We start from the raw sequence: 25,288 nt of genomic DNA on the forward strand, positions 1-25,288 counted from the left end.
AGCAATACCAATGAGAGCTTTGGAAGGCCGCGTGGCGGTGATCACCGGCGCGGGTCGTGGTATCGGCCGCGAGCATGCGCTGCTTTTCGCCGCCGAAGGCGCCAGCGTCGTCGTCAACGACTTGGGTGGCAGCAACGCGGGCGAAGGCACGGATGCAGGTCCGGCGCACGAGGTGGTCGCCGAGATCCGCGCTGCGGGCGGCACTGCCGTTGCCCACACCGAGAACATCGCCACCTGGGACGGCGCGGAATCTTTGGTAAACCTGGCGATCGGCGAGTTCGGTCGACTCGATGTGGTCGTCAACAACGCCGGTATCCTGCGGGACGGTTTCATACCCACGCTGAGCGAGGCGGACTGGGATGCCGTGGTGGCGGTTCATCTCAAAGGCCACTTCTCGGTGCTGCGGCACGCGGCCGACTACTGGAAGTCCCAATCCAAGGCCGGTAATCAGCCAAATGCAGCGGTGATCAACACCGCGTCGGGTTCGGGAACCACCGTCCCCAACGCGGGCCAGGCCAACTATGGGGCGGTCAAGGCCGCCATCGCGGCCTTGACCTTGGTCGCCGCCGATGAGTTGGAGCGCTACGGCGTGCGAGTCAACGCCATCGCGCCGATCGCACGGACTCGGCTCACCTTGGCCACCCCGGGCATGGGCGCGATGATGGGCGAGCCCACCGATGAGGGCGAGGTCGATCTGTTCAGCCCTGCCAACATCTCTCCGCTGGTCGCCTACCTGGCAACAGAGAAGTGTCCCGTCACCGGTCAGGTGTATGCCGTTCAGGGCGGGGCGATCTCGCAACTGGGCGGCTGGCACGATGTCGACACAATCGAGACCGACGGCCTGTGGCGCATCGACGACATCGCCGGAAGGCTGCCGTCATGATCGAGTGGTCCGATACCGACGAGATCATGCGGGATACGATGCGGGAGTTCATCGACAAAGAGATCCGCCCGCACCTGGATCGACTGGAAAGCGGCGAACTGTCGCCGTACCGATTCGCGCGAAAACTGTTCAGCGAGTTCGGCTTGGACGAGATGGCGGCCGAGGCGGTTAAGAACATGCTGGACAAGCAACGCGCCAAGGCGGAGGCAACTGCCACGGGTGAAGCCCCGGTGAAGAAGGGGGAATCTGGAGGCGGACTTGGCGAAATCGGCGCGCAGGCGTCGATGGCGGCGGTCATGGTCTCCGAACTGGCCGGGGTCAGCATCGGCCTGTTGAGCAGCATCGGCGTCAGCCTCGGTCTGGGTGCGGCGACCATCATGAGCCGGGGCACCCTAGCGCAGAAGGAGCGCTGGCTGCCGGAGTTGGTGACGCTGGAGAAGATTGCGGCCTGGGCGATCACCGAGCCGGATGCCGGGTCGGATGCCTTCGGCGGCATGAAGACCTACGTCAAACGCGATGGCGAGAATTATATTCTCAACGGCCAGAAGACTTTTATCACCAACGGGCCGGATGCCGATCTGCTGGTGGTCTACGCAAAACTGGACGACAGGGATTCCTCAACAGGGTCCTCGCGCGAGCTCGTGTCTGAAGTCGAGAAGCGCAACCGCCCCGTGCTGTCTTTTGTGCTCGATGCTGGCATGCCAGGGCTCACCCAAGGCAAGCCGTTCAAGAAGATGGGCATGATGTCCTCGCCGACCGGCGAACTGTTCTTCGACAACGTCCGACTCACCCCGGATCGGCTGCTGGGCGAGACTGAGCAACATTCCGCTGGCGACGGCCGCGAAAGCGCGCGGGCGAATTTCACCGCCGAACGTGTGGGCGTTGCGTTGATGTCACTCGGCATCATCAATGAGTGCCATCGGCTATGCGTCGAATACGCCAAGACTCGCACCCTGTGGGGCAAGGAGATCGGGCAGTTCCAGTTGATCCAGCTCAAGCTGGCCAATATGGAGGTCGCCCGGATCAATGTGCAGAACATGGTGTTCGGCTCACTCGAGCGAATCAAAGCCGGCGAGTTGCCGTCATTGTCCGAGGCGTCGGCGATCAAGCTGTACTCCTCGGAGGCGGCCACCGAGGTGGCTATGGACGCGGTGCAACTCTTCGGCGGCAACGGATATATGGCCGAGTACCGAGTGGAGCAGCTTGCCCGCGATGCCAAGTCGCTGATGATCTACGCCGGAAGCAACGAGGTGCAGGTGACCCACATCGCGAAGGGTCTGCTCAGAGCGTGATCGGCGAGACCCGCGCCAGGTTCGATGGGGTGGGTACCCGGATGCTGTCCGTGTCGGGTATCGGCACCCCCGTGGTACTGCTACACGGGTATGCCGACAGCGCCGATACCTGGCGTCGGGTGCTGATGCACATGGATGCCTTGGGGCGTAACGCAATTGCAGTCGATCTGCCTGGATTCGGGCAGGCCGAACCGCGCCGGTCCGGGCCAATGGTGCCTCAGTTCGATGCGTTCGTCGACGCCGTTCTGGCCGAGATCGGGCCGGCGATCCTGGTCGGCAATTCGCTGGGTGCGGCCACCGCTGTGCGGGCGGCTGCGCGGCGCGGCGCGCCAGTGCAATCGGTGGTGGCCCTGGATTATCCATTGGCCGCGCAACATTGGCCGGCGCGGCTCGCCCGATCGTTGGATATCCCCGCCTGGTTTTGGTCAGGGCTCGGGCACGTGCCGATTCCGTCGCCGGTGGTGCGCAGCGCCACTCGGTGGCTGGCACCGCACTTGCTTTATGGCCCTGGGATGCGACCCGATCCGGAGGTGATGAAGCACTGGAGTCGGACGGTATCGCGGATATCGGATGTCGCCAATCTGGCCCGTTATGGATTCCAGTATGCGTACGAATCTGCGGAGGGGCATCGCGGGATGCGGATCGCTTGCCCGCTGGTGATCGTGCATGGAGCCAAGGACCGAATCATCCCTGTGCATTCCAGTTGCATTCTGCACCAAGAGATCCCCGGCAGCGATCTGCTGATTCTGCCGTGCTCGGGGCACTGCCCACAGCTGGATAACCCGGCCGAGGTGGTTCGGATCATCGTGCAATTGCTGGAACAGATCGAGAACCTGAGAGGACGGGCTAGATGTTGACTGACCAGCTACGCGCGGTACGGGTGTTGAGTCGACGTGGCATGGTCGAGCCGCTACGACCGCACCGCGCTGTTCACGCAGCGCTCGCTGTCCGTCGCTACGGACCATTTGGCGGGCTGATCGCGCATGCCGCCCGCCGCTACGGCAACGCCCCGGCGCTCGCCGACGACCGGGGCACCATGACTTTCGCTGACCTGGAGCACGCTTCGAATGCGTTGGCCAGAGGCCTACAGGCGCACGGCGTTTGCGCAGACTCGGTGATTGCCGTGCTGTATCGCAACCAATGCGGTGTTCTGCTGGCGCTGAGCGCGGCGAACCGTATCGGTGCGCGAGTGGTCTTGATGAACACCGGATTCGCCGCACCGCAGCTGGCGGACGTCTGCACCCGTGAGCGGGTTGGTGTGCTGCTGACCGATGATGAATTTGATGAGATGCTGGGCGCGCTGCCGGCTACCGTCGAGCGCCTCGACCTTCATGAGCTGATATACGGGATGACGACGAGCCGGGTACCAGTGCCGCCGCGTCCCGGCGGTATGGTGCTGCTGACCAGCGGAACCACCGGCACCCCAAAAGGCGCTCCGCGCAACGACATTGATCCTCTGCAGTCCGCTCAGCTGCTGGACCGGATCCCTTGGCCCAACCGCAACGTCTACTGCGTGAGCGCACCGCTATTCCACGCGACTGGACTAGCCACCTGTGCACTGGGACTGGCTCTTGGCAACCGAATGGTGCTCGCACGCCGCTTCGACCCGGAGTCCACGCTGGCCTCGATCGCCGAACACCGTGCCGGGGCCCTGATCGTGGTACCCACAATGCTGCAGCGCATCCTCGACCTCGGGCAGGATGTGTTGTCACGCTACGACACGTCCTCGCTGCGCGTGGTGTTCGCTGCAGGTTCGGCGCTCTCACCGGACCTGTGTCGGCGGACTGCAGACGCGTTTGGTGACGTGCTGTACAACCTGTACGGCTCCACCGAGGTGGCCGTTGCCGCTATCGCCACACCAGCTGAACTGCGCCAGGCACCCGGAACCGTTGGGAGACCGCCGCTGGGCTGCCGGTTGGCGTGCTACGACGAGGATCGGAATCGGATCACCGAAACAGGACGCGTCGGCACGTTGTTCGTCCGCAGCGGGCTGTCATTCAGCGGGTACACCGACGGCGGGCACAAGGAGGTGGTTGACGGGATGCTGTCGAGCGGGGACGTCGGGCATTTCGATGCCAACGGTCTGTGGTTCGTCGACGGCCGCGATGACGACATGATCGTCTCCGGAGGGGAGAACGTATTCCCGCTTGAGGTCGAGCATTTGCTCACCGATCATCCCGATATCGTCGAAGCCGCTGTGGTCGGCGTGGATGACGATGAGTTCGGAAAGCGATTGCGCGCCTTCGTCATTGTCAACACGGACGGCGAGCCCACGGTTGATGAGATCAAGGCCTACGTGAAGGCGAACCTCGCTCGGCACAAGGTTCCACGAGACATCATCTTTGTCGATGAACTGCCGAAGAACGCCACAGGCAAATTGCTGCGAAACCAGTTGACGGGGAAGTAGACAACTATGGGACCACTGCACGGAGTACGGGTGATCGAGCTCGCCGGGCTCGCGCCAGTGCCGTTCGCCGGCATGATGCTCGCCGACCTTGGCGCTGACCTGGTGCGCATTGACAGCAGTTCCCGGTATGCCCCGCCCGCGGGACCCCTGGACCGCGGAAAGTCCTGCATCGAGATCGATCTCAAAGATGCTGCCGGGCGTGAGCTCGTGCGCGAACTTGTATCCAAGGCCGACGTGTTCATGGAGGGTTTCCGGCCGGGTGTCGCCGAACGGCTCGGGGTGGGACCGTTGGATCTGTGCGCGCTCAATTCGAGGTTGATATACGGACGGCTCACGGGCTGGGGGCAGGAAGGCCCGTTGGCTCTGCGAGTGGGCCATGACATCAATTACATCGCGCTGACCGGCGTGCTCGACATCATCGGCCGTCATGGTGAACGCCCGGTGCCACCGGCCAATCTGATCGCTGATTTCGCCGGCGGTGGCATGCTGTTGGCCGCCGGAGTCATGGGTGCACTGTTCGAACGGGAACGCTCTGGCTTCGGCCAGGTGGTAGACGCGGCGATGATCGACGGGGCCAGTTTGTTGATGACATTTATCCACGGGCTGTACGACACACAAATGTGGAACGCCGAGCGTGGGTCCAACATGCTCGACGGCGCCGCCGCGTACTACGACACGTATCAGACCGCCGACGGCAAACATGTGGCACTCGGCGCCGTAGAACCAGAGTTTTTCGCCACGCTGACCGCCGTTCTCGATCTTGACGACGAGGATCTCGGTTTTCAGCTCGATCCGACTTCGTGGCCACGGTGGCGAGCAGTTCTTGCCGAGAAGTTCCGAACGAAGACCCGCGACGAGTGGGCGGACATCTTCGGCGACGTCGACGCCTGTATAACCCCGGTGCTGTCACCTTGGGAGGCGCCCGACCATCCACATCATGTGGCCCGCGGATCCTTCATCGAGGTTGACGGCGTCCGCCAGCCGGCGCCCGCACCGAGGTTCGGTCGTACTCCGTCCCAAACGCCGCAAGCCCTGAAGGTGCTATCCGTGGCGGCGGCGCGCGCCAGGTGGAGCGGTTGTGACCCGCCGGAATGACTGGAATGACCAATGCGACAACATATTTGATATATTCAGACACATGGCGGTCGCCGATAATGCTCAGCTCATCGGTGCGGATTGGGACGTTCCGAGGCCGGTAACTACGAGTCGGCACATGATTGAGGCGGCACGGTCGTGTGGCGTCGCTGCTTCTGACTGCCTGGCCGGCACCGGTTTGACATTGGCTGACATCGAGAACACCGCAACCGAGGTACAGGCCAGTCAAGAACTAGCGGTCCTCCGCAACATCCTTGCCCGCGTGCCCGATCCGCACGAATACGCCCGAGACGTTGGGCTCCAGTACAACATCGCCAACATGGGCATCTTTGGCTACGCCCTGCTGGCAAGCTCCAACTTGAGCGACGCGGTCAATGTTGGCTGCCGCTTCGCGGTGTTGTCATCGAGCTATCTTCGGGTCACCCGGCACAACACCGCCACCGGCGCCATCATCGAGTTCGACAACAGCCACATGCCCTCCGATGTCCGGGAATTCATGGTCGAACGCGATCTCCACGCGCTGTTCAACCTCGGACCGTTGTTACTCGGGCAACTCGAATCAGATAAGGCAATCAGAGTCGAGCTGCCCGGCATCGAACCACCGTGGGATCGATTCGATTTTGCCGGGCTGAACATCGAGATCGACACCTCGTCGACCCGCAGCGCCATCATCATCCCGAATGAGGTGTTGCACCAAGCTATGCCGGCCGCGGATGCCGCCACCGCAGCCATGTGCGTGCAGCAGTGCGAGGACCTGTTGCAGGCTCGCCGCCAACGCCGTGGAACGGCCGCACTGGTCCGCACCCGACTGGTGCGCGATCCCGGCCGGCAGCCATCGATGGCGGCCATTGCCGGCGAACTCTGCATCAGCGAACGCACCTTGAATCGGCGCCTGGCAGCTGAGAACACCAGCTACCGATTACTGATCGACGAAGTCCGCGCCACGTTGGCTGCAGCCCTGCTCGAATCCGGGCTCACCGTGGAGCAAACCGCGCGCCAACTTGGTTATTCAGAGACTGCCGCTTTCACACGAGCATTCATTCGATGGACCGGCACCCGGCCAAGCCGACACCGTGGAACGGCGTCGCCACTCTAACCGGTGCAGCTGGGCAACGCGTCCTACTGGACGAGGAATGTCCGAAATCATCAATTTCGTGTCCGCTTTGCTCATTCCGCGTCCACGACGCCGCGCCTAATGTCACTGGCATGGCAAATGTAACAGCGCATCCGACGGTGCGGCGCATGAACTTTGGGTTCGGAGTCCAAGCGCCGGCGAATAAGTATTTCGCCGATGGAAGCATGGTATTCAGTCACATGGTCGCTGTCCTGTCAGCGATCTTCCCGCCGGGCGAAGAACTTTTCGTCCGCTCGGTTCGTCGTTACAAAGATCAGCTCATCGACCCCGACCTGAAGCAACGGGTGGCGGCCTTCATCGGACAGGAGAAGACGCACGGCCTACAGCATCGTGAGCTTAACGAGCAGCTCGCGGCGATGGGCTATCCCACCGCGTGGTTCGAGTATCTGTTGGAGTGCACTGAGCGGATGGAGAAGTTCACCGACAAGCAGTACCCCGATCCAGACCAGCTGCCCCGGCTGCGGCGCTTCTTCCTTGGGTTCACCGTGGCCGCCGAACACTTCACGGCGGTGTGGGCGGAGAACATCCTCAAAAGCCCCGAGATCCAGACGATGATGTATGCCCCCGAGATCCGCAACCTGCTGAACTGGCATGCGCTAGAAGAATTGGAGCACAAGTCGGTGGCGTTCGACGTGTATCGGGCCGTCGGCGTCCCGGAGTCCACCCGGCTGCGCTGGATGACGTTCGCATCGCACTTCGGTATCCCGATCCTGGTGCTGTTCACTTGGATCTCGATCGCCACGACCGACCACGAGGGCCGCAGGCAGCCGGTGCGGATCATCAAAGAGACAGTTCAGATGCTTCGCAATCCGATGTGGAAGGGTTTCTACAAGTCGATGAAGCCGTTCAAGAACCCCAGTTTTCACCCTGACCAGATCGACAACACCGAGCTGCTCACTACGTGGCAAGAGGCCCTGTTCGGCGAGCGGGGAGAGCTTGCTGGCCACCTGAGGTGACAGCTGGACCGATATTCGGGATACCCGAGATTGCTTGAGCGGCAGGCTGCTTGAGTAGTCTCGGGTATTGGGTTTGTGGATCTTTTCCGAGATTGCCCCGGCGAAACCCAACACATCAGCATCGTCACTCAGACCGTCGATATTTTTCGGTATACCTCGGCGGTGGCGAATCCGGTGTCGCAGCGATGCCGGTAAAAAGTAAACATATTCTTCGTGGGACCTTCAGCTGAGATAATTCCCATCTGCATGGATTGATCCCGCATGCCGATGCCGCCGCGGCCATCGGCAGCTTGCGCTGAGCCAGGCTGATGGTGGTGTGTCCGGGGTTGGCTCGCCGCCATGCATCTACGGCCATCTTCTGCTCGTCGCGGTCAAGCAGAAAGCAGTCGGACAACGCCCCCGCCCGTGTGCAACATGGCGAACCCTCCCTATCCAAGTTCGACGGTTCGCACGCCTTGGCCTGTGCGAGGAAATCCGTTGCAGTTCAACCAAATCCACCGGGTGCGGCCCGCCCGGCCAGCCATTTGCTCAAGGATGGAGTGCTGATTCATTTGGCGTAGTGCCACCTGCAGCATAAGAACTCGGAGATGACGATGCGCGATGGTCACGTGGTTGGCGATCAGATTCTGCAGTTGCACAGTTCCATGCGGTGGCGTGTCACCAAGGGGAGGAAAGAGCACCGGCTGGTCAGGGAAAGTCCAGAGGTGAAAGCAAGATCGGGCGGCAGTATCAGGCAGTATCAGACGCAGCGTGGTGAAACGGCGCATCGTCGGATCATGGGCAAGGTCACGCACCATTGCTCGGAGTCGCCAGCGCCAGTGTCCAGTTTGCGAGCTGATCGATCATTTCCTGGTCGGCGTGATCCTGTAGAAAGTGACGCAACTGCGCCAGAAACACTTCCGACATTCCCGGTTCGGGGCTGACGGATATTCCGCGGTCGATACGTGGCCGCCGACTATGTCGCTGGCGGGCGTATGGATCGTGTCGAGGAAACGACGGCCCGGCTAGCCTAGCGCAATTCGATGGGTCGTTACCGAATTCTCAACAGCTGCAGGGCTTTCCGTAGCCAGACCGATGCATGCTCAGCATGCGGTGGGCGGCACGAGTGAGTGCACTGTTGAGTGACCTACAGATCATCCCGCTGCTCGCCAGCGCTGACGCTCGCGCGGGCTTCGTAGACGGCGCGCCGCGCGTCGCCCGCACCGTCGAGGATCTGGTGGTCCGCCCCGACCAGACGCATCATGCGTGTCCCGAGAGCGTGGGGGAGCGCACTGTAAAAGGCGTTCAGCGGCGCCAGATGTTTGGGCACATAGATGCGGTGGCGGGGGCGATCCACAGCGGCCAGTATCGCCTGGGAGATGTCCTCAGGCTGGCAGGTCTTCAGCAGCCAGTGGTCGTTCAGGCCGGCAGCGAGTTCAGTATTGGTCAGCCCCGGCATGACACAACTGAACTCGATCCCGGTGTCCCTATACTCGAGTGCCACTGCCTCGGTGAGGCCGACAACCGCGAACTTGGTGGCGCTATAGGTGGCGACACCGGGAAACCCGATCTTGCCTGCGGCCGAAGCGATGTTGACGATATGCCCGTGTCCGCGTGGTCGCATACGGCGTATTCCTTCCTGGGTGCCGTAGATGACTCCAGCGACGTTGATGGCGAGCTGACGTTGCACAGAGGCCACCGGTTCCTCGGCGAATGCCACCACCGGCATGATGCCGGCGTTGTTGATCAGCACCTCGATCGGTCCGACCTGACCCTCCACGTGGTCCAGGAATTCGCTGACTCCGACGGGATCAGTGACATCGAGGGCCAGGCCGTGCGCGGTAGGCCCCAACTTCTCAGCGGTGCTCCGAGCCTGTTCGGCGTCGATATCGCCGATCACCACCGTGGCGCCCGCATTGACGAAGGCGGCCGCGGTGGCAGCGCCGATGCCGCGAGCGCCGCCGGTGATGGCGACGATGCGGTCGGAGGCGTTCTGGTGCTGTGCCATGAGAGCTCCTGTCCAAGGGGAGAAAGTGACGAGCTGATGATTGCGGCGATTGGTGGCGGTGCGATGTGGTCTTCGAGGTAGTCCGTCAGCCGCTATCCGACGGTTACTGCCATGCGGCGCGGTTGCTGTCGATCCCCCCCGACGGTCCCCGCTGATGCAGGACATGTGCCAAGGGTTCGCGTGGGTCGTCCGTGACTCGGCTAGATGCCGACAAGGCGCGCCCCTGTCTCGACGAGACGACCGTAATGGGGGCCTAGAACCCGGGGGAGCGCTGCGATCAGATAGGCGTCATAGCCGACCAGAATGCGGGCCCGGTTCCGGGCGAGTCCGCCGATGATGGTGCGGGCGGCAGTCTGCGGGCTGGTGACGGCCGCCCGGGCGAACAGCCGTTGAACTTGATCGGCCGACTCGCCGGGGCCGACCCGGGCGTTGGTGGCGATATTGGTTTTGATCCCGCCGGGGTGGATGCAACTTACCGATACCGGTACTCGGTCGAGTCGCAGTTCCTGCTGTAGCGATTCGGTGAACCCCCGGACAGCGAACTTTGATGCGTTATAGATGGAATCCTTTGGCGTCGATATCAATCCGAAAATACTCGACACGTTCGCCAGCTGGCCGTGTCCGGTAGCGGCCAGATGCGGTAGAAAAGCCCGGCTGCCGTGCACGACGCCCCAGAAGTTGACGTTCATCAACCACTCCAGGTCGGCATCCGGTGTCTCGCCGATCCGGCCATGTACCGCTACGCCGGCATTGTTGATCAACACATCGACCGCACCAAAGTCGGCGGCTACCACGTCCGCGTGGTCGTAGATCGCGGTGCGGTCGGCGACGTCCACCTGGTAGCTACGCGCCGTAGCGCCCAGGGTCTGGCATTGTCGCATCGTGTCGCCAAGGCCAGTCTCGACTCGATCCGAGAGGGCGAGCTGAGCGCCGCGACGTGCGAACTCAAGGGCGAGAGCCTGCCCGATGCCGCTGCCGGCCCCGGTGATGACGATGGTCCGGCCGCGATAGTCGCGCATCGATCAGCTCTGACTTTCGATCGAGGTCGCGGCTGAACTGTTCTTGCACGGGTGATTTCGCGTCCGCTCGGGTTGATCTTGCACTGTCTGCCTGACATCCAGCGCAATTGTCGAACGCGCCGTCGGGCGAACCAGCGGCTGCACCACGGCCGACCGGAACGGGAAATTCATAGGACTCCTTGAAGTTTCGATGCGCGATAGTTGATCTGGATGGAAAGGCGATAGACCTGGCGGTGCGTACCGAGCGCGAATGTCGTTGTTGCTACATCTGATCACGTTACGGGTGCGCGGTGTCGGCTGCCATGACAACTACGGACGTTACTTTGATATTTTCAGACATGAGGCCAGTAGTGAGAACTTCGATGAGGCGGGTGCCTCAATTCGCTAAATATCGTGGCTGTCAACCGAGTTCGCCACCCGTATCGCTGCACAGAACCGACTGGGTGCGCGAGTGCAGGCTCCGCGAGTGCAATGATGCTCGGACCGCAGCAGTACGGGTTGGTAGTGCGGCACATAGGCCCGATACGCTCGAGTCCTCAGAGCGGTCACGATTTCCGTATTGGCCATCACAACGTCCCGCCGAAGCGATCGATCTCCGACTGCTGTCTGTTTCGATCAAAAATCTGACCGTTTCGCGCATTCCGGGGTAGGCCGGGCGACGCATACCGTTAGCTGAATGACGACGAAGCCCCAGTCCGACAAACCTGCACGCGATCACCGCACCCAGGGCATGCGGATCACCGGCGCTGCCAACAGATTCGACGACCGCTGTCGTCGGCAAAAGGCTGGCATCGGCACGCGAGGAGCGATCCTGGATAACCACGGGATCCCCTTGCCGCGCTTCGAATTCCGACTGGATGAGGCACAAGCCGGGGCAGATTCCGCATTGGTCGATGGCACCTTGGAAGTTCGATCATGATTAACGACAGGCGCATGCCTTCGGTCGCTATCATCGGGGCGGGCATGTCCGGCATGTGCATGGCGATTACGTTGCGCCACGCGGGAATCAACGACGTTACTCTTTACGAGAAAGCTTCCGAGGTCGGCGGGACGTGGCGTGACAACACGTACCCCGGCCTGAGCTGTGACATCCCATCCCGTTTCTACCAATACACGTTTGCCACGAAACCGGATTGGAGTCATTTCTTCTCGCCGGGCGCCGAAATTCAGGACTACTTCGCCAAGGTCGCCGGCGACTACGGTCTTCGCGATCAAATCCGGTTCAACAATGAAATCGTCGACGCCACCTTCATCGATCACCGATGGCGGATCCGCACCGCAGGGGGAGATGAACAGCTCGTCGACTTCCTGATCTTGGCGACCGGGGTCCTACGCGAGCCGCGGTACCCAAACATCAAGGGAATCTGTGATTTCCGAGGACCAGTGATGCACTCGGCGCGGTGGGACCACAGTGTGGACACGGCCGGCAAGCGGGTCGCGGTGATCGGTACCGGTTCGACCGGCGTGCAGATCGTGTGCGGACTCGCGCGGACCGTCGATCGTCTCGAACTGTTTCAACGCAGCGCGCAATGGGTCGCTCCGGTCCCGAATCTGCCGTACTGGGGTCTGTCAGATCGGATCCGCCGGCGAATGCCGGTATTGGGCAGATCGGCCTATCGCAGCTACCGGGATATTTTTGAGTTCCTGTCGCATGCGGTGGTGCGACCGGGCTGGCGACGGACGCTGATCAGCTCGATCTGCCGGGCCAATTTGCGTTCGGTGCGTGACCGCGAACTGCGCCGCAAACTCACACCCGACTACGAGCCGCTGTGTCGCCGGTTGGTCGTCTCATCGGGTTTCTACCGCGCCATGCAACGTGACAACGTCGATCTGGTGATTGAGGATATCGACCACATCGAGTCTCGCGGCATAGTCACTGCAGACGGCGTGTTACACGAGGTGGATGTCATCGCGCTGGCCACAGGATTTGACGCGCATGCGTTCATGCGACCGATGCGGGTAATTGGCCGTGACGACGTCACAATCGGCGACGCCTGGGCCGACGGACCCAAAGCCCACCTGGCGGTGGCGATGCCAGGATTCCCGAATCTATTCATGCTGATGGGCCCACATAGTCCAGTCGGAAACTACTCGGTGACGGCGATCGCCGAGATGCAGGCCAACCACATTAGGGACTGGATCGACCGGTGGCGTGATCAACTGTTCGATTCGGTCGCCCCAACGCGAGCCGCCACCGATGCGTTCAACGCCGAGATGCGCGATGCGATGCCGAACACCGTCTGGACGACCGGTTGCACCAGTTGGTACCTCGGCACCGACGGCTTGCCGGAATTGTGGCCGTGGACGCCAAGCCGCTATCGCGAACGACTCGAAGCGCAACCGATCTTCGACAACTACATGCTGCGTTCCGCCCAGACCGCCGACGACGAAGCCGTCGGATTCGAATCTCCAGACACCCGTGTTGGGCCGAGCCAATTGAATGAAAACCGGCATCCGGGCTAAAGCGGTACGGCGTCGGTGCCGCGGCTTCAAACGGGCTGAACCGAAACAGATTTACATACCATCCAGGCTGTTTGCTTAGGTTCGTGCAGGCCGTGTGCGTAGGATATGGAGATGGGTTCAGACGCCGGTGGGCAAGCCAAGCGCCGCACCCAAGCCGAGCGCAGCGCAGTCATGCGTGCTCGCCTGCTGGATGCCACGGTCGAGTGTCTGGTGAAGTACGGCTACAGCGGCACCACCACGTCCCGGGTCGCGGAGATGGCGGGGGTCACCCGGGGTGCGCAGGTGCACCATTTCGGTTCGAAAGAGGACCTCGTCGTCGCCGCTATCGAGCATCTGGCACAGCAGCGCACGCGAGCCGCGATGAGTGACCTGGACCGACTCCATACAAGCCCCGATCCGATTGGGGCGGCGCTGGAGTTCCTCTGGGAGGCCCACCAGGGACCCATGTTCACTGCAAGCCTGGAACTTTGGGTTGCTTCTCGTACTGACCCGATCCTGGCTCGTCATATCGAGCGCGTCGAGCCTCTGGTCAATGCCACGTTGATCACGGCGATTGCCCAACAGTTTCCCCATCACGATGCGCCGAAAGAACTCCGAAATATCGTGTACACAGCGATGGATGCGTTACGGGGAATTCTGCTCGTGAGCTTTGTCGACCAAGATGCCGAACGGGCTCGTCGCCGGTGGGACCGCGCCTGTATTAACTTGCGTGCAGCAGCGGCCGGAATTCTGCCAGCGACCGCTGGACTGTGAACCGATCCCGACCATCTGTCTCACCGATGTAACCTGCCGCCAGCTAATCGTCTGCCAATGCGCGCACGTTATGTATTGAGGTACAGCGCGTTATGTATGGTTCATCTCTCATGCCAGTGTGGTTCCCCCGAGATCGTGGAAGGCTTCTGGCCTGGAGCTGGCGGAACACCTCGTCGCCGCGACTCATGACAACATCTCTAGTGCTTGCAGGACAGGGGTTTTCGCGCGAGGCAGGCGCGAAGCGATGTCCATGAGCAGTGCCGGTTTGCCGCCTGCGCGCAGCCACTGCCGCAGCGCATCACGGGCGAGCTCGTACCCGACTGTGCCGCGCAGGCGGAACGCATCGGCGATGGATCGTTCGGGGGAGTAGATCCCGATCGTTTGATTCGAGCCGGGGATCGTCATCTGGTCGCGTCCGATCTCGAAGGTGGCCGCATCGAAGTGATGCCAGGTGATCGCGGCGCGTCCTGCTGGGGTGCGGGATCCCCGCGGGATCGCGACATCCAAAGCGGCGGGGATCTCGTCGGTGAGGTCGTAGTGGGCCAGCGCGGAGGTCAAGCAGATGGTCGCGTCCGCTCGGCGGGTTGAGGCCTCGATCAGATCGCAGTCCATTGCCGGGGCGTCAGCGGGTAGGTAGATGCCCCGTGCGATGCGGTCGAGGCGGCCTTCGCGTGCGTCCCGGTAGAAGGCGCCGCGCGACAATCCGACCTTCTGTGCGGTGCGTGGGGTTAGTGCTTCCATGGCTATCGGCACCTCCGATCACAAACAAATCGTTTACAGTTAATAGCACCTGTATACGGGTTGTATCGCTTGCGACCGGGCGTCGCGGCGGGCTTCATCGCTGGTGAGGGTGCGTTTCGATCTAGGGCCAGGTCGGCACCAGGTGTCAACGAGGCGCTCATGATGACCTCGCGCGGGCAGCGCGTCGCGGCGACCGCCGGCTTCGGCCGTGTTGGCGGACGCGTCCGAGGGCCATCTAGAAAGGCGACTTGGCCATCTGCGACACGGGCTTGAGGCCATTCGTCGCGAGCGTAATTTTGCAGCAAATGCTTAAAACGAGCTGTAGAGCGTATTTGCTGTATATCGCTAAGAAAATTGTGTCCGAGGGGGGACTTGAACCCCCACGCCCGTTAATAGGGCACTAGCACCTCAAGCTAGCGCGTCTGCCATTCCGCCACTCGGACCTGCCCAGCCGTCTGGCCGGGCAGCTTAGGCTAACGGATCGAGGTGCCCAGTCCAAAACCGAGGGTGGTACGAATGTGACTGTGACTGCGCCCGAAGACGAAGTCGTTGATCTCGTCAGCTCGCTCATCCGGTTCGACACGTCCAACACCGGCGAGCCGGAGACCACCAAAGGCGAGGAAGATTGCGCCCGCTGGGTGGCCGAGAAACTGCGGGAGGTGGGCTACACCACCGAGTACGTCGAAGCGGGGGCGCCCGGCCGCGGAAACGTCTTCTGCCGGCTCAAGGGTGCCGAAGCGAGTCGCGGCGCCCTCCTCATCCACGGCCACCTCGACGTCGTCCCCGCCGAGCCCGCCGACTGGAGCGTCCACCCGTTCTCCGGCGCGGTGAAGGACGGCTACGTGTGGGGTCGCGGCGCGGTCGACATGAAGGACATGTGCGGCATGATGATCGCCGTCGCGCGGCATCTGAAGCGCAACAACATCGTCCCGCCGCGGGACCTGGTGTTCGCGTTCGTCTCCGACGAAGAGCACGGCGGCACCTATGGCTGCCAGTGGCTCGTCGACAACCGGCCTGAGCTGTTCGACGGCATCACCGAGGCCATCGGCGAGGTCGGCGGCTTCTCACTGACCGTCCCCACCAAGGATGGCGGCGAACGCCGCCTGTACCTCATCGAGACGGCCGAGAAGGGCCTGTCCTGGATGCGGCTGACGGCCCGCGGCCGGGCCGGGCACGGCTCGATGGTGCACGACGACAACGCCGTCACCGAGATCGCCGAAGCCGTCGCCAAGTTGGGCCGGCACCAGTTCCCGTTGGTGCTGAGCGAGTCGGTCGAGCAGTTCCTGGCGGCGGTCTCCGAGGAGACCGGCTATGACCTCGACCCGGCCTCGCCGGATCTGGAGGGCAGCATCGCGAAGTTGGGTGGCATCGCGCGCATCGTCGGCGCCACCCTGCGCGACACCGCGAACCCCACCATGCTCAAGGCCGGCTACAAGGCCAACGTCATCCCGGCCACGGCCGAGGCCATGGTCGACTGCCGCGTGCTGCCGGGCCGAAAGGAGGCGTTCGAACGCGAGCTCGACGCGCTGCTCGGGCCCAACATCACGCGCACCTGGGAGCGTGACCTGCCCAGTGTGGAAACCACCTTCGATGGCGACCTGGTCGATGCGATGAACGCTGCCATCCTGGCCGTCGATCCTGACGCCCGCACTGTGCCCTACATGATGTCGGGCGGCACCGACGCGAAAGCCTTTGTCCGCCTGGGTATCCGGTGTTTCGGCTTCGCGCCGTTGCGGCTGCCGCCCGAGCTGGACTTCGCCGCGCTGTTCCACGGGGTCGACGAGCGGGTACCCGTAGACGCACTACAGTTCGGCGCCAAAGTCCTCGAACACTTCCTGACGCACTGCTGATAGCTCTGCCCGCCACCGAAAGGACATCATGACTGCTTCGCCGTATGACAACCTGCCGCAGCTGCCGACCTTCACCCTGACCTCGACGTCGTTGTCCGACGGTGGCCCCCTGGCCAACGAACAGGTCAGCGGCATCTTCGGTGCCGGGGGACAGGACGTCTCGCCGCAGCTGAGCTGGTCGGGATTCCCGGCCGAGACCCGCAGCTTCGCCGTCACGGTGTACGACCCCGACGCCCCGACCGCATCGGGCTTCTGGCACTGGGCCGTCGCCAACCTGCCCGCCGACGTCACCGAGCTCGCCGCCGACGCGGGCAACGGCGATGCACTGCCCGGCGGCGCCATCACGCTGACCAACGACGCCAGCCTCAAGCGCTACCTGGGTGCCGCTCCGCCGGCCGGCCACGGGCCGCACCGGTACTACATCGCGGTCCACGCACTGCCGGTGGAGAAGCTGGACATCCCCGAGAACGCCACCCCGGCGTTCCTGGGCTTCAACCTGTTCATGCAGGCCATCGCCCGGGCCGTCATCCACGGCACCTACGAGCAGAAGTAGGCGAGCAGCTCGGGCCGAGTCGCGGGGCGGTACCTGCCGCCCTACTATCGGTTCGAGGCCGGTGGCGCGACGCTCGCCTGCCTTCCGATATGAGGGGGCCGTTCCACGTTGTCCACGTCTGCCCAGACGAGTAAACAGTCCAGGACGCCAGAGCCAGACCGGCTCGACTACATCGACCAGGCCACCTTCCTTTCGTATCGGGCCAATGGCCGGGTTCAGGTCGGCATGGCGCTGTGGTTCTACGAAGGTCCGGTGGATCTCGATGGGCTGCGCCGGTTCCACGAGAACTTCGGCAAGGGGCTCGTGGCGCGGTACATCGAACGGTCCCCGGTACCGTTCGGCCGGCATCGTTGGGTGACCGCGTCTGGCGCCCCGCGGCCTCTCGACATCGCCGAAACCGCTCGCCCGCGTTCGGCATTGAGCGACTGGCTGGAGGAGCGCGCGCAGATCCCGATCGACCCGGAGCATGGGCCGGGCTGGACACTGGGAGTGCAGCCCTTCACCGACGGCTCGACCGGGGTGGCCATTGCGCTGTCGCACTGTCTGATCGACGGCACCGGATCAGTCGTCGCGTTCATGGACGCGATCCTGGGCACCGAACGCAACCTCGGTTACGAGCGGCCGCGGTCCCGCACCCGCTGGCAGGCGATCCGTTCCGACCTGCGCCAGACCTTCAGAGACCTGCCCGAGGTCCGGCGGACGGTCAAGGTCGCCGCCAAACTTGCCCGCGAGCGTCGCGGTGAGATGACCGCAAAGCCGTCGGCGGACGACTCGGCCCGCGGCGACGAACTCGTGCACGTGCCGTTCGCGTCCGCCATCATCGACGGCGATCACTTTGATGCGCGCGCAGCGGAACTCAGCGGCAACAACTATTCGCTGGTCTCGGCGTTCGCCACCCGCCTCGGGGTACGGATGGGACGGCAGCGGGCGCGGGACGGCGCCGTCTCGTTGATGGTCTCGATCAACGACCGCACCTCGCTCGATGACACCCGGGCCAATGCGATGACCTTCACCACCTTCACCGTCGACCCGGCCACGGCCACCACCGACCTCACCGAGCTTCGTGGCGCGATCCGGACCGCGCTGCGTGGCTCAAGGGAGCAGCCCGACGAATCCTTCCAACTGCTGCCGCTGACACCGTTCATCCCGCGGCGGGCGGTCCGCCGGACCGCGGCCATGGTGCTCGGCGAGTTGCCGGTCACGTGCTCGAATGTCGGCGACGTGCCGGAACTCGTCGGCCGCATCGACGGCGTCCACCAGGCCGATTATCTGATCTGTTGGGGCGTCGAGCAGAACGTCATGAAGCGCGACATCGAGCAGCCCGGCGGCCTGCTGGTCGTCACGGCCCTGCGCCACAACGGCAAGGTCACCATCGGCGTCGTGGGCTACCAGGTCGGCGCGGAGAACACGAAGGCGGTTCTCCGCGAACGGGTCCAGCAGACTTTGGACGAACTCGGCGTCACGCCGCTGGCGGTCTATTAGGCCGTTCTAGGCCGCCGAGCCCACCGCATCGGCCAGCGACGCGAATCCGCCGGCCTTCAGGCGTGCGGCCACGCCGTCGTGAATGTGCTTGGCCCACAAGCCGCCGCTGTAGATGAAGCCGGTGTAACCCTGCACCAGGGACGCGCCGGCGGTGATCCGCTCCCAGGCGTCGTCGGCGGTCTCGATGCCGCCGACACTGATCAGCACCAGCTGGCCGCCGACCCGCTTGTGCAGCCGCCGCAGCACTTCCAGCGACCGTGCGGCCACCGGGGGGCCCGACACGCCGCCGGGACCGAGCTCGTCGACACCCGGGGTCAACAGGCCTTCGCGGGAAATCGTCGTGTTGGTCGCGACGATGCCCGCGAGTCCCAATTCGACGGCCAGGTCGGCGATCTCGTCGACGTCGTCGTCGGACAGGTCAGGCGCGATCTTCACCAGCACCGGCTTGGTGGTCTCGGCGCGGACGGCGGCCAGGATCGGTCGCAGCGAGGCTACTGCCTGCAGGTCGCGTAGCCCGGGCGTGTTCGGCGAGCTCACATTCACCACCACGAAGTCGGCCAGCGGGCCGCACAGCCGGGCGCTCTCGGCGTAGTCGTCGACCGCGCGCTCGGGCGGGGTGACCTTGGTCTTGCCGATGTTCACGCCGATGGGCACGGTCGACTGGCTGCGGGTCAGCTTGATGGCCAGCTCGCCGGCACCGTGGTTGTTGAAGCCCATCCGGTTCAGCAGCGCGCGGTCCTCGGGCAACCGGAACAGCCGCGGCGCCGGGTTACCGGGCTGCGCCTGTGCCGTCACCGTGCCGACCTCGGCGTAGCCGAAACCCATTGGGCCCCAGGCGTTGATGCCGCTGCCGTTCTTGTCGAAGCCTGCCGCCAGGCCCACGGGGCCGGGGAAGGTCACGCCGAATACGGTCGTCTCCAACACCGGATCCGAGGGAGCCAGCCACTTGGCCAGCAGCCGGCGGCTCACGCCCAACCCGGTTGCCACGCGCAACAGCGCGAACACCCAGGTATGAATCCGTTCCGGGGACACCCGGAAGAACACCCAGCGCAGGGCGCGATACATCAACGGCTCCTCACATCGACGGCTGTTCGGGCGGCGTCAATCTATCGGGCACATTTCCCGTCGCTTCGCTCGCCCTGATCTTGCGACGACGCAGCAGCACGCGGCGCGAACCATCCGTGTAGAGGCGCACCCGGGTCAGTTCCCAACCACGATATTCGGCCTCGATCGACAGCCGGATGGACGCCGACAATCTGGTGACCTCCGGGGGCAGTCGGAGCGGAATCCATTCGTAGTCGTCGGACAAGTCCTCTGCCCACGCCGCCGGCATCCGCCCCCGATGCATCAGTGCCCGTGCGGCTCTGGTCCGGCGGCGGCATTGGCGATCACCTGCACCGCGGCGCCCGACCCCGACACCACGAACAAGGTGTCGGTGCGTTCGTCGAAGGCGAGGACGTCGGGCTGCTGCACGGTGCGATATCGGACTTTCTCGACGGGGATACCAGTCGAAAGATCGTAACCAACGACACCGTTTGTCGCGGTCTGTGAAACCCAGGCGAGTTTCGACGATCCGACGAGGCCGTAGGGCGCGCCCCGCACCGGCGCCTGCTGACGCAGCATCAGCGGCGTCGTGCCGAACACCAGCAGGCCGTCGCCGCGGGTGTCGGCCACCAGTACGCGGCCGGCGGGATCGGCAGCCAGGGTGGTGGCGCCCTCGCCGGCGCGCAGCGCCTGGGCGACATCGGTGCCGTCCGCGTTCACCTCGGTCACCGAGGTCTGGCCGCGGTCCAGCACCACGACGGTATTGCCTTGGGCGGCAAGGCCGTCCACCCGGGCGAAAGCCTTCATCCGGGACTGCACCGCGGTGCCGTCGACGATCAGCACCGCGCCGTCGGCGGTGCCCAGGGCCAGTTTCCCGTCGGCCCTCCGGGCGATCGAGGTGAAGTCGGTGCCCGACTGGCCGTCCACCGTGACGGATTGCACCGCGCGCTTGCCGATGTCGAACCGCAGGTAGCCACCCCGGGTGGCCAGAAATGCCGTGCCCGCGCCGTCGCCCGTGACGCCCGTCGCCGCGGCCGGCAGCACCACCGGTGGGGTACCCGGGACGGTCACCACCGGACGTCCAGTGCCATCAGTGCCCAGCACCACCAGAGACGACGTCGCCGGGTCGAAGGTCGCGCCGGTGCCGGGGCCGGGGAGGGCGCGGACGACACCGTCGGGCGCGCCGCTGACCACGGGTGACACCGCGGCGCGTGCGGGGGAGATGGTGGGTGGCGGCGTATCGGCCGGATGGGACGAGCAGGCGGTCAGGGCGCCGACGGCCAGGCCGGCCATCGCGAATCGCGTTACGCTGGCCAGATATTCACGCCGCCGACAATTAATGCGGTGGTGATCCAATGACACGGGCTGTCTTTCGGTCGGGTGAGCGGCGGGCGATCGCGAATTGCCAGTCTAGGCAAATATTCCGGCGTCAAATTTCATTCTCCGGTGGGTACGCTCCGTACCGGAGCGGTATGGTCGGAAGTATGAGCATTGCCACCGACGGCGATCTTGCCAACGGTAATTTTGCTATCGAAGACCTTTCCACAGGTCTTCGGGCCAGCGGGTTTGGCCAAGTCGGCGACGGCCGGAGTTTTTCCTTTCGCCTGGACGACAAACGCGTGCTGATTGTCGAGATCTACCGGCCGCGGTTGTCGGGTCCGGTGCCCCAGGAAGAGGACATCGTCGCGGTGTCCTCGCGAAGCCTCGCGCACGTCGACGTGCACGACGAGCGCAGCCTGGCCGCGGCCGTGCGGGACGCCGTCGCCGCCGCACAACCGGTGCCGCGCAACCACTAAAGCCCGCGCGCGCCGCTCACGGTACGGTCGTCGGCGTGACTGACGTGGCAGCCATGAGCTGGTGGCAGACGATCGTGCTGGCCGTCCTGCAGGGGCTCACCGAATTTCTGCCGGTGTCGTCGTCGGGTCATCTGGCCATCGCCTCCCGGCTGTTCTTCGCCGGCGACGCCGGTGCGTCGTTCACCGCCGTGACGCAGCTGGGGACCGAAGCCGCGGTCCTGATCTATTTCGCCAAGGACATCTGGCGCATCCTCACCGCCTGGTTCGGTGGCCTGGCCGACGCCGCCCGCCGGACCGCCGGGGCGAGCGAAGCGACGGGGAAGAGCGCCGACTATTGGCTGGGCTGGTGGGTGATCATCGGCACCATCCCGATCTGTGTCATGGGCCTGCTGTTCAAGGACCAGATCCGGTCCGGCGCCCGGAATCTGTGGGTCGTCGCCACCGCGATGGTCGTGTTCTCGGCCGTCATCGCCCTCGCCGAATACCTCGGCAAGCAGACGCGCGACGTCGAGCAGCTGACCTGGAAGGACAGCGTCATCGTCGGCCTCGCACAGTGCCTGGCACTGGTTCCGGGCGTGTCGCGGTCCGGTGCGACCATCAGCGCCGGCCTGTTCCTGGGCATGAATCGCGAGCTGGCGGCGCGCTTCGGCTTCCTGCTCGCCATCCCGGCGGTGCTCGCCTCCGGATTGTTCTCGCTGCCCGATGCCTTCGAGCCCGTCACCGAAGGCATGAGCGCCACCGGCCCCCAACTGGCCGTCGCCATCGCCATCGCCTTCGTGGTCGGCTACGCCGCGGTGTCCTGGTTCCTGAAATTCCTGGTGCGGCACAGCATGTACTGGTTCGTGGGCTACCGCGTGGTGCTCGGCGTGACGGTGCTGGCGCTGCTCGGCACCGGGGTGGTGGAGGCGCAGTGACCGTCATTCTCCTGCGGCACGGACGTTCGACGTCCAACACCGCGCACACGCTGGCCGGCAGGTCCGAGGGTGTCGACCTCGACGACAAGGGGCGCGCGCAGGCGCAGGGCGTCGTCGACAGAATTGGTGAGCTGCCGGTCAAGGCCATCGTCCGGTCGCCGCTGCTGCGCTGCCAGAACACCGTCGCCCCGCTGGCCGCGGCGCTCGGCCTCGAGCCGCGCGTCGACGACCGGCTGACCGAAGTCGACTACGGCGGCTGGACCGGCCGCAAGATCGCCGATCTGGTCAAAGAGCCGCTGTGGCCTGTCATCCAGCAGCAGCCCAGCGCCGCCGTGTTTCCCGAAGGTGAGGGGCTGGCCCAGGTGCAGTCGCGTGCGGTCGCGGCGGTCCGTGAGATCGACCGGGCCCTGGCGCACGAGCACGACGGCGACGCTCTGTGGATCGCCTGCACCCACGGCGACGTCATCAAGGCGGTGCTGGCCGACGCCCTCGGTGTGCACCTCGACGCCTTCCAGCGGATCGTCGCCGACCCCGCCTCCATGAGCGTCATCCGCTATACGCCGCATCGGCCGTTCGTGTTGCACGTCAACCACACGGGCACGGATCTCAGCTCCGCGCTGCGGCCCAAACCCGAAGAGCCCGGCAAGGCCGAGGAGGCCGCGCCGACACCCGACGCCACCGTCGGCGGCTCGACCGATTAGACCGGTAACCCGGTATTTTGAAAGGTGCCATGGCCCGCGAAATCCACGTCTTCCGCTCTCCCGACCGCTTCGTGGCCGGGACCGTTGGGCAGCCTGGTAACCGGACGTTTTACCTGCAAGCCGTGCACGAGCAGCGGGTCGTCTCGGTCATGTTGGAGAAGCAACAGGTTGCGGTCCTGGCCGAACGCATCTCCGCGCTGCTGGTAGAGATCAACCGCCGGTTCGGCACCCCGATCCCGCCCGACACCGGCGAGGTCACCGACCTGAATCCGCTCGTCATGCCGGTGGACGCCGAGTTCCGGGTGGGCACCATGGGCCTCGGTTGGGACTCCGAAGCCCAGACCGTGGTGGTGGAGCTGCTGGCGGTCAGCGACTCGGAATTCGACGCCTCGGTGGTGCTCGACGACGCCGAGGAAGGTCCCGACGCCGTGCGGGTATTCCTGAGCCCACAGTCGGCCCGGGATTTCGCGAACCGCTCGAATCGGGTGATTTCCGCCGGCCGGCCGCCGTGCCCGCTGTGCGATGAACCGCTGGACCCCGAGGGTCATATCTGCGTGCGCACCAACGGGTATCGACGCGGTGTGCTGGATGCCGGCGATGAACCCGCTGAATGAGGCAGGGCGTGATTCCGAACGCGTTTTGCAGCAGGGGGAGCTGACCGCGCTCGGTCGCATCAGGTCGGCCAGCAACGCGACGTTCCTGTGTGAGGCCGAGCTGGACGGCGCGCTGCTGCACTGCGTGTACAAGCCGATCTCCGGCGAGGCCCCGCTGTGGGATTTTCCCGACGGTACCTTGGCCGGCCGTGAGCTGGCCGCCTATCTGGTATCGGCCGCGCTGGGCTGGAACCTGGTGCCGCACACGATCATTCGTGACGGACCGGCGGGCCCGGGCATGGTGCAGCGCTGGGTGGACCAACCCGGCGATGCCTTTCCCGTCGCTACGCTCGCCCAGAACGCGCTCAGCGAGACCGAACCAGCGCCCGGCCTGGACCTCGTCGACCTCGTGCCGGCGGGCCACGTGCCGGCGGGTTACCTGCCGATCCTGCGGGCCTACGACCACAAAGGCGACGAAGTGGTGCTGGTGCACGCCGACGACGCCCGGTTGCACCGGTTGGCGGTGTTCGACGTGCTGATCAACAACGCCGACCGCAAGGGCGGTCACGTTCTCGCGGGCGTCGACGGCCAGGTGTACGGCGTCGACCATGGCGTCAGCCTGCATGCCGAGGACAAGCTGCGCACGGTGTTGTGGGGCTGGGCCGGAAAACCCATCGACGAGGAGGTGCTCGGTGCCGTTGCCGTGTTGCGGGACACCCTGCACGACAGCCTCGCCGCGGAGCTGGCCCCGCACCTGACCCGGCATGAGATCGCCGCGTTGCGGGCGAGAGTTGTTGAACTGCTTGATAATCCGATCATGCCGAGCCCGGATCGGCACCGGCCGATCCCGTGGCCCGCGTTTTGATCGCAGTTTGCACACAGGTAACCGATTTACGCAGCCCTACCGCTCGGTAGTGCTCTAGGCTTTTGCGATATGACCGACCACGATAAGGCCGCAGCCCGCCGCGAGATCACCGATGCCCTCCAGAAGGCGCTGGACCGCCGGCATGAGGTACTCGACGTCATCGTCGAAGCCGACGACAAAGCCGCCGCCGTTGATGCGATCGCCACGTTGCTCGGCACCTCCCATGTCGGCGGCGAGCAGGTGATGGCGATGTCCTTCGATCTGCTGACCAAGGACGCCCGCAAGCGCATTGCCGACGAACTCGAAGACCTGAACAGCCAACTGTCCTTCACGGTGAAAGACCGCCCCGCCAGCTTCGGGGACAACCTGGTGCTGCGCCCGTTCTCCGGCGCCGTCGACCGCGACATCTTCGCTACCCGCACCGCCGATGTCGGCGCTTCCGGAGACGGTTCGGGCCGCGCCGCGGGCGACCTGGACGAGGAGATCAAGGCCGCTCTGGCCCGCGTCAACGCCGAGGAAGCGGTGTGGTTCGTCGCCGAGGAAGACGGTGCCAAGGTCGGCATGGTGTTCGGTGAACTGGTCGGCGGCGAGGTCAACGTCCGGATCTGGGTCCACCCCGAGCACCGGCACCGCGGCTACGGCACCGCGGCGCTACGCCGGTCTCGATCGGAGATGGCGTCGTACTTCCCGGCCGTGCCCATGGTGGTCCGCGCTCCGGGTGTGACGCCGAAGTAGGCTGTGCCACAACGTAAAAGGGCT

25 protein-coding genes and 1 tRNA gene are annotated in these 25,288 nt (G+C 64.5%); 19 read left to right on the top strand and 7 right to left on the bottom strand.

The annotated features are described in order from the left end of the window. Positions 1-10 precede the first annotated feature (10 nt). The 7 genes from G6N59_RS25945 (at position 11) to G6N59_RS25975 (ending at position 7,768) form a co-directional block, all read left to right on the top strand. Positions 11-883, top strand: coding sequence for an SDR family oxidoreductase (locus G6N59_RS25945; RefSeq protein ID WP_163911764.1), 873 nt, complete (start codon positions 11-13; stop codon positions 881-883). Further along, the gene (locus G6N59_RS25950; protein ID WP_138229787.1) at positions 880-2,175 is read left to right on the top strand and encodes an acyl-CoA dehydrogenase family protein; all 1,296 of its coding nucleotides are present in this window, start codon (positions 880-882) and stop codon (positions 2,173-2,175) included. The genes G6N59_RS25945 and G6N59_RS25950 overlap by 4 nt, the downstream gene beginning before the upstream one ends. 41 nt (positions 2,176-2,216) lie before the next feature. Beyond that, positions 2,217-3,032, top strand: a complete 816-nt coding sequence (locus tag G6N59_RS25955; protein WP_235678756.1) for an alpha/beta fold hydrolase — start codon at positions 2,217-2,219, stop codon at positions 3,030-3,032. Continuing rightward, entirely contained in the window at positions 3,026-4,582 is a 1,557-nt protein-coding gene (locus tag G6N59_RS25960) for an acyl-CoA synthetase (protein WP_138229789.1), read from the top strand. The genes G6N59_RS25955 and G6N59_RS25960 overlap by 7 nt, the downstream gene beginning before the upstream one ends. A 6-nt stretch (positions 4,583-4,588) precedes the next feature. Next, entirely contained in the window at positions 4,589-5,677 is a 1,089-nt protein-coding gene (locus G6N59_RS25965; RefSeq protein WP_138229790.1) for a CaiB/BaiF CoA transferase family protein, read from the top strand. Between the two features lie 43 nt (positions 5,678-5,720). Then, complete coding sequence (locus tag G6N59_RS25970; protein ID WP_138229791.1) at positions 5,721-6,773, top strand: AraC family transcriptional regulator; 1,053 nt, start codon at positions 5,721-5,723, stop codon at positions 6,771-6,773. Between the two features lie 110 nt (positions 6,774-6,883). Beyond that, positions 6,884-7,768 carry a metal-dependent hydrolase gene (locus G6N59_RS25975; protein WP_138229828.1) on the top strand — a complete coding sequence of 295 codons (885 nt, stop codon included), beginning with the start codon at positions 6,884-6,886 and terminating at the stop codon, positions 7,766-7,768. Positions 7,769-8,894: 1,126 nt separating this feature from the next. On the opposite strand, the gene G6N59_RS25980 is transcribed toward G6N59_RS25975, so the two are convergent. Together G6N59_RS25980 and G6N59_RS25985 are read right to left on the bottom strand one after the other, a co-directional pair. Continuing rightward, entirely contained in the window at positions 8,895-9,755 is an 861-nt protein-coding gene (locus tag G6N59_RS25980) for an SDR family oxidoreductase (RefSeq protein WP_138229792.1), read from the bottom strand. Between the two features lie 200 nt (positions 9,756-9,955). Further along, on the bottom strand, positions 9,956-10,774 hold the full coding sequence (locus G6N59_RS25985; RefSeq protein WP_138229793.1) for an SDR family NAD(P)-dependent oxidoreductase: 819 nt from the start codon (positions 10,772-10,774) through the stop codon (positions 9,956-9,958). A 676-nt stretch (positions 10,775-11,450) separates the two neighbouring features. Here G6N59_RS25985 and G6N59_RS25990 point away from each other — a divergent pair. The 3 genes from G6N59_RS25990 (at position 11,451) to G6N59_RS26000 (ending at position 13,990) form a co-directional block, all read left to right on the top strand. Continuing rightward, complete coding sequence (locus G6N59_RS25990) at positions 11,451-11,693, top strand: hypothetical protein (protein ID WP_138229794.1); 243 nt, start codon at positions 11,451-11,453, stop codon at positions 11,691-11,693. Next, positions 11,690-13,237, top strand: a complete 1,548-nt coding sequence (locus tag G6N59_RS25995; protein WP_138229795.1) for a flavin-containing monooxygenase — start codon at positions 11,690-11,692, stop codon at positions 13,235-13,237. Before G6N59_RS25990 ends, G6N59_RS25995 begins: the two co-directional genes overlap by 4 nt. 111 nt (positions 13,238-13,348) lie before the next feature. After that, a complete protein-coding gene (locus G6N59_RS26000; RefSeq protein ID WP_138229796.1) occupies positions 13,349-13,990 on the top strand; it encodes a TetR/AcrR family transcriptional regulator in 642 nt (213 codons plus the stop codon). Positions 13,991-14,173: 183 nt separating this feature from the next. Here G6N59_RS26000 and G6N59_RS26005 read toward each other — a convergent pair whose 3' ends face one another. Continuing rightward, a complete protein-coding gene (locus G6N59_RS26005; RefSeq protein WP_138229797.1) occupies positions 14,174-14,731 on the bottom strand; it encodes a type IV toxin-antitoxin system AbiEi family antitoxin domain-containing protein in 558 nt (185 codons plus the stop codon). 357 nt (positions 14,732-15,088) lie between these two features. Beyond that, positions 15,089-15,174, bottom strand: a tRNA-Leu gene (locus tag G6N59_RS26010). Positions 15,175-15,249: 75 nt separating this feature from the next. On the opposite strand from G6N59_RS26010, the gene G6N59_RS26015 reads away from it, so the two are divergent. The 3 genes from G6N59_RS26015 to G6N59_RS26025 all read left to right on the top strand — a co-directional run bounded on the left by G6N59_RS26015 (position 15,250) and on the right by G6N59_RS26025 (position 18,616). Next, positions 15,250-16,581 carry a M20/M25/M40 family metallo-hydrolase gene (locus G6N59_RS26015; RefSeq protein WP_138229798.1) on the top strand — a complete coding sequence of 444 codons (1,332 nt, stop codon included), beginning with the start codon at positions 15,250-15,252 and terminating at the stop codon, positions 16,579-16,581. Positions 16,582-16,609: 28 nt separating this feature from the next. Then, positions 16,610-17,134 (top strand): YbhB/YbcL family Raf kinase inhibitor-like protein, encoded by a 525-nt coding sequence (locus tag G6N59_RS26020; protein WP_138229799.1) that lies wholly within the window; start codon positions 16,610-16,612, stop codon positions 17,132-17,134. Positions 17,135-17,242: 108 nt separating this feature from the next. Next, positions 17,243-18,616 (top strand): hypothetical protein, encoded by a 1,374-nt coding sequence (locus G6N59_RS26025; protein WP_138229800.1) that lies wholly within the window; start codon positions 17,243-17,245, stop codon positions 18,614-18,616. A 6-nt stretch (positions 18,617-18,622) separates the two neighbouring features. On the opposite strand, the gene G6N59_RS26030 is transcribed toward G6N59_RS26025, so the two are convergent. The 3 genes from G6N59_RS26030 to G6N59_RS26040 are packed head-to-tail and all read right to left on the bottom strand — an operon-like array spanning position 18,623 to position 20,953. Next, on the bottom strand, positions 18,623-19,681 hold the full coding sequence (locus G6N59_RS26030; protein ID WP_179970238.1) for a quinone-dependent dihydroorotate dehydrogenase: 1,059 nt from the start codon (positions 19,679-19,681) through the stop codon (positions 18,623-18,625). A gap of 10 nt (positions 19,682-19,691) precedes the next feature. Then, complete coding sequence (locus G6N59_RS26035; protein WP_138229802.1) at positions 19,692-19,964, bottom strand: DUF5703 family protein; 273 nt, start codon at positions 19,962-19,964, stop codon at positions 19,692-19,694. Next, positions 19,964-20,953 (bottom strand): YncE family protein, encoded by a 990-nt coding sequence (locus tag G6N59_RS26040; RefSeq protein ID WP_163911771.1) that lies wholly within the window; start codon positions 20,951-20,953, stop codon positions 19,964-19,966. The genes G6N59_RS26035 and G6N59_RS26040 overlap by 1 nt, the downstream gene beginning before the upstream one ends. Before the next feature lie 191 nt (positions 20,954-21,144). On the opposite strand from G6N59_RS26040, the gene G6N59_RS26045 reads away from it, so the two are divergent. The 6 genes from G6N59_RS26045 (at position 21,145) to G6N59_RS26070 (ending at position 25,264) form a co-directional block, all read left to right on the top strand. After that, on the top strand, positions 21,145-21,456 hold the full coding sequence (locus G6N59_RS26045) for a hypothetical protein (protein ID WP_179970239.1): 312 nt from the start codon (positions 21,145-21,147) through the stop codon (positions 21,454-21,456). A gap of 35 nt (positions 21,457-21,491) precedes the next feature. Then, positions 21,492-22,370 carry an undecaprenyl-diphosphate phosphatase gene (locus tag G6N59_RS26050; protein WP_179970240.1) on the top strand — a complete coding sequence of 293 codons (879 nt, stop codon included), beginning with the start codon at positions 21,492-21,494 and terminating at the stop codon, positions 22,368-22,370. Continuing rightward, on the top strand, positions 22,367-23,071 hold the full coding sequence (locus G6N59_RS26055; protein ID WP_138229804.1) for a histidine phosphatase family protein: 705 nt from the start codon (positions 22,367-22,369) through the stop codon (positions 23,069-23,071). The genes G6N59_RS26050 and G6N59_RS26055 overlap by 4 nt, the downstream gene beginning before the upstream one ends. A gap of 29 nt (positions 23,072-23,100) precedes the next feature. Further along, positions 23,101-23,685 carry an Rv2134c family protein gene (locus G6N59_RS26060; RefSeq protein ID WP_138229805.1) on the top strand — a complete coding sequence of 195 codons (585 nt, stop codon included), beginning with the start codon at positions 23,101-23,103 and terminating at the stop codon, positions 23,683-23,685. Beyond that, a complete protein-coding gene (locus G6N59_RS26065) occupies positions 23,669-24,529 on the top strand; it encodes an Rv2133c family protein (protein ID WP_138229806.1) in 861 nt (286 codons plus the stop codon). Before G6N59_RS26060 ends, G6N59_RS26065 begins: the two co-directional genes overlap by 17 nt. 69 nt (positions 24,530-24,598) lie before the next feature. Then, entirely contained in the window at positions 24,599-25,264 is a 666-nt protein-coding gene (locus tag G6N59_RS26070; protein ID WP_138229807.1) for a GNAT family N-acetyltransferase, read from the top strand. The last annotated feature ends 24 nt before the right edge of the window (positions 25,265-25,288 follow it).

This window comes from Mycolicibacterium aubagnense (genome assembly GCF_010730955.1).
Taxonomy (GTDB): Bacteria; Actinomycetota; Actinomycetes; order Mycobacteriales; family Mycobacteriaceae; genus Mycobacterium; species Mycobacterium aubagnense.

Bases quoted from the DNA above. Each gene is read 5' to 3' on its own strand.
- G6N59_RS25945 (WP_163911764.1), top strand. From the start codon at position 11: ATGAGAGCTTTGGAAGGCCGCGTGGCGGTGATCACCGGCGCGGGTCGT.
- G6N59_RS25950 (WP_138229787.1), top strand. From the start codon at position 880: ATGATCGAGTGGTCCGATACCGACGAGATCATGCGGGATACGATGCGG.
- G6N59_RS25955 (WP_235678756.1), top strand. From the start codon at position 2,217: ATGCTGTCCGTGTCGGGTATCGGCACCCCCGTGGTACTGCTACACGGG.
- G6N59_RS25960 (WP_138229789.1), top strand. From the start codon at position 3,026: ATGTTGACTGACCAGCTACGCGCGGTACGGGTGTTGAGTCGACGTGGC.
- G6N59_RS25965 (WP_138229790.1), top strand. From the start codon at position 4,589: ATGGGACCACTGCACGGAGTACGGGTGATCGAGCTCGCCGGGCTCGCG.
- G6N59_RS25970 (WP_138229791.1), top strand. From the start codon at position 5,721: ATGGCGGTCGCCGATAATGCTCAGCTCATCGGTGCGGATTGGGACGTT.
- G6N59_RS25975 (WP_138229828.1), top strand. From the start codon at position 6,884: ATGGCAAATGTAACAGCGCATCCGACGGTGCGGCGCATGAACTTTGGG.
- G6N59_RS25980 (WP_138229792.1), bottom strand. From the start codon at position 9,755: ATGGCACAGCACCAGAACGCCTCCGACCGCATCGTCGCCATCACCGGC.
- G6N59_RS25985 (WP_138229793.1), bottom strand. From the start codon at position 10,774: ATGCGCGACTATCGCGGCCGGACCATCGTCATCACCGGGGCCGGCAGC.
- G6N59_RS25990 (WP_138229794.1), top strand. From the start codon at position 11,451: ATGACGACGAAGCCCCAGTCCGACAAACCTGCACGCGATCACCGCACC.
- G6N59_RS25995 (WP_138229795.1), top strand. From the start codon at position 11,690: ATGATTAACGACAGGCGCATGCCTTCGGTCGCTATCATCGGGGCGGGC.
- G6N59_RS26000 (WP_138229796.1), top strand. From the start codon at position 13,349: ATGGGTTCAGACGCCGGTGGGCAAGCCAAGCGCCGCACCCAAGCCGAG.
- G6N59_RS26005 (WP_138229797.1), bottom strand. From the start codon at position 14,731: ATGGAAGCACTAACCCCACGCACCGCACAGAAGGTCGGATTGTCGCGC.
- G6N59_RS26020 (WP_138229799.1), top strand. From the start codon at position 16,610: ATGACTGCTTCGCCGTATGACAACCTGCCGCAGCTGCCGACCTTCACC.
- G6N59_RS26030 (WP_179970238.1), bottom strand. From the start codon at position 19,681: ATGTATCGCGCCCTGCGCTGGGTGTTCTTCCGGGTGTCCCCGGAACGG.
- G6N59_RS26035 (WP_138229802.1), bottom strand. From the start codon at position 19,964: ATGCATCGGGGGCGGATGCCGGCGGCGTGGGCAGAGGACTTGTCCGAC.
- G6N59_RS26040 (WP_163911771.1), bottom strand. From the start codon at position 20,953: ATGGCCGGCCTGGCCGTCGGCGCCCTGACCGCCTGCTCGTCCCATCCG.
- G6N59_RS26045 (WP_179970239.1), top strand. From the start codon at position 21,145: ATGAGCATTGCCACCGACGGCGATCTTGCCAACGGTAATTTTGCTATC.
- G6N59_RS26060 (WP_138229805.1), top strand. From the start codon at position 23,101: ATGGCCCGCGAAATCCACGTCTTCCGCTCTCCCGACCGCTTCGTGGCC.
- G6N59_RS26065 (WP_138229806.1), top strand. From the start codon at position 23,669: ATGAACCCGCTGAATGAGGCAGGGCGTGATTCCGAACGCGTTTTGCAG.
- G6N59_RS26070 (WP_138229807.1), top strand. From the start codon at position 24,599: ATGACCGACCACGATAAGGCCGCAGCCCGCCGCGAGATCACCGATGCC.